This is a genomic window from Thermodesulfobacteriota bacterium, assembly GCA_036397855.1.
GTDB lineage: Bacteria > Desulfobacterota_D > UBA1144 > Nemesobacterales > CSP1-2 > DASWID01.
Window position 1 is genome coordinate 1 of record DASWID010000138.1, and the last position, 2,169, is coordinate 2,169.

Below are 2,169 nucleotides of genomic sequence, written 5' to 3' on the forward strand. Positions count from 1 at the left end.
ATCCTCGCCAGTGTTAATGGAGTGTACTTGGTATATCACGTCAAGTTTATCCTGATAGTCCACGGCGGTTATGAACGATAAAAATTCGAAACCATCGTTTTTCAGGTTTTCTGCTTTTTGAAGTACTTCGTCAGGTGAGACGTAATCTCCGGAACGCGGAAGGTCAGGCAGATTTTTTGGTTTAGACTTTGGACTTCCCTCGCTGACGAGTTCCTTCGATGCGATATTGAAATGAGGATTTGTGGCTTCATTGGAAATAATTTCTTGAAGCTTTAGAATACCTTCCATGAACGCCTCGGGGTTTGGAGGACAGCCAGCGACATATACGTCCACAGGAATCACCCAATCTACCCCTGGAACTACACTATAGATATGACGATAGTGATCTCCGGATATGGCACAGCTTCCAGCGGCGATCACCCATTTCGGATATGGCATCTGGTCGTATAGCTTCCTTATGCGCTCCGCCATCTTAACGGTTACGGTACCGGCAATTATCATTAAATCGGACTGCCTTGGAGATGCCCTCGTAATGATGCCGAACCGATCGAGGTCAAACCTGGATGCGAATGTCGCCATCATTTCAATCGCGCAGCAGGCGAGTCCAAACGTCAGGGGCCACAGGCTGGATTTCTCGGCCCAGGAAAATATCCTCTTTGTGGAGGTTAGAAATATATTGATACCCGGAACCTGTATGAACTCCCCAAGTTGCTCAAGTCCCAATCGCGGTTTTTCTTTATCACCGTCTACTGGTTGCGCTCCCATCTAATGGCCCCCTTTTTATAAGCATAAATCCATCCAAGGAAGAGAATTACGAGAAAGATAAGCATCTCTATAAATGCAACGATACCCAACTTAGGTAATGCTAAAACCCACGGGAAAATGAATGCCGCCTCAACATCGAATAACACAAACACGAGCGCGATCAGATAAAACGAAACTGGAAAGCGAACCCATGCATCTCCCACCGGATCTTCTCCGCATTCATAGGGTTGGAGTTTTACCGGGTTATACTTGGGGTCTCTGAATCTGATTAGCCTTGCAACAAACAGGGTTACGACTGCAAAGAGAAGAACCAAACACAAGTAAATGATAAGATTGATGTAGGAAATCAAACGCCTCACCCTTTAGTTAATAATTTTTAACACATATTCATGCAAATTGAAAGTTTGTAGGACACTTCAGCTTTGATCATAAAATGTAGATATTGAAAATGATGAACTGGATTCCCGCTCACAATGCACAGGAATGGCTAATCATTGTGGAGATCTAAAGGTCGGCGCCGCATTTGCATCTTATAATATAGTTGCTTACCACTACGTAAAATGTTTATTTATCAGCATGTTATAGAAGTAATTAATGAGCTGCTCAAGGTCAGAAATAAATATTTCAACTATTTCATATTTGGCTTCATCGGATCTCAGATAATCCCCCAGGGCATGCTTTGAATCCAGATTGTTGAGATATAGCTCCAGATTCTCATCGAATGAATTTTCAAATGTTTTTTCTCTATCCTCGAGTATTGCTTCAATTATTCCTTGATCCTGTAAATCATATTTTTTCCTTTCAATGGTTTGGATGAGTTGCTCTTTCAGGTCTTCCACCTGTGTATCGGTATATTTAACAAGTGTATTCACAAAAATAATAGCTAAACTATTTTTATACATTCTTAATATCTAATATACCTGAAACAGTTAAAAGATAGTTATGCAAGCGTGAGTTTAAGGATATGACTATCTTGAAGTGGACTGATCTTCTTCATTCTTAATTTCTTCGTTTAACCTTGTTATCCACCACCTTGCCCATCTACGATTAATATACCAATCGGGATAAACCTGTGGATTTTTCTCATCGATAATCTCTCGAAAAACCTCTTTGGCTTCATCATATCTTTTTTGCCTTTTCAGGTTTATACCCAGATAGATCTTTGTAGAGGAGGTATGCGGGTCGAGCATTACGGATTTTCTCAGGTAGCTTTCACCAAGGTTGAGGTCACCACCCAGCATAGCCGGTAAGTATGTAAGCAAAGTCCCCTCCATCGCAATTCCATATGCGTGATCAGGGTCAAGCTCCAGGATAGTATCGATTTCTTTCCTAACGCGAGGAAGCATGAAAAGCGAATTTAGAATTCCCTGCGTCTGTCCCAACGTGGAAAGGTTTGCGACAAAG

Annotated in this window: 3 protein-coding genes and 1 pseudogene; all 4 read right to left on the bottom strand. The window is 41.7% G+C overall.

What is annotated here, in order from left to right; all coding sequences use genetic code 11:
* Nucleotides 1-243 precede the first annotated feature (243 nt).
* Nucleotides 244-765: pseudogene (locus tag VGA95_11540) on the bottom strand (NADH-quinone oxidoreductase subunit B family protein).
* Nucleotides 747-1,115: an NADH-quinone oxidoreductase subunit A gene (locus VGA95_11545; GenBank protein HEX9667173.1), complete on the bottom strand. Its 369-nt coding sequence runs from the start codon at nucleotides 1,113-1,115 to the stop codon at nucleotides 747-749. The pseudogene VGA95_11540 and the gene VGA95_11545 overlap by 19 nt, the downstream one beginning before the upstream one ends.
* Nucleotides 1,116-1,316: 201 nt before the next feature.
* Nucleotides 1,317-1,667 (bottom strand): hypothetical protein, encoded by a 351-nt coding sequence (locus tag VGA95_11550; protein ID HEX9667174.1) that lies wholly within the window; start codon nucleotides 1,665-1,667, stop codon nucleotides 1,317-1,319.
* Between the two features lie 66 nt (nucleotides 1,668-1,733).
* Nucleotides 1,734-2,169: hypothetical protein (locus VGA95_11555; GenBank protein HEX9667175.1), on the bottom strand; the 436-nt coding region annotated here is incomplete at its 5' end.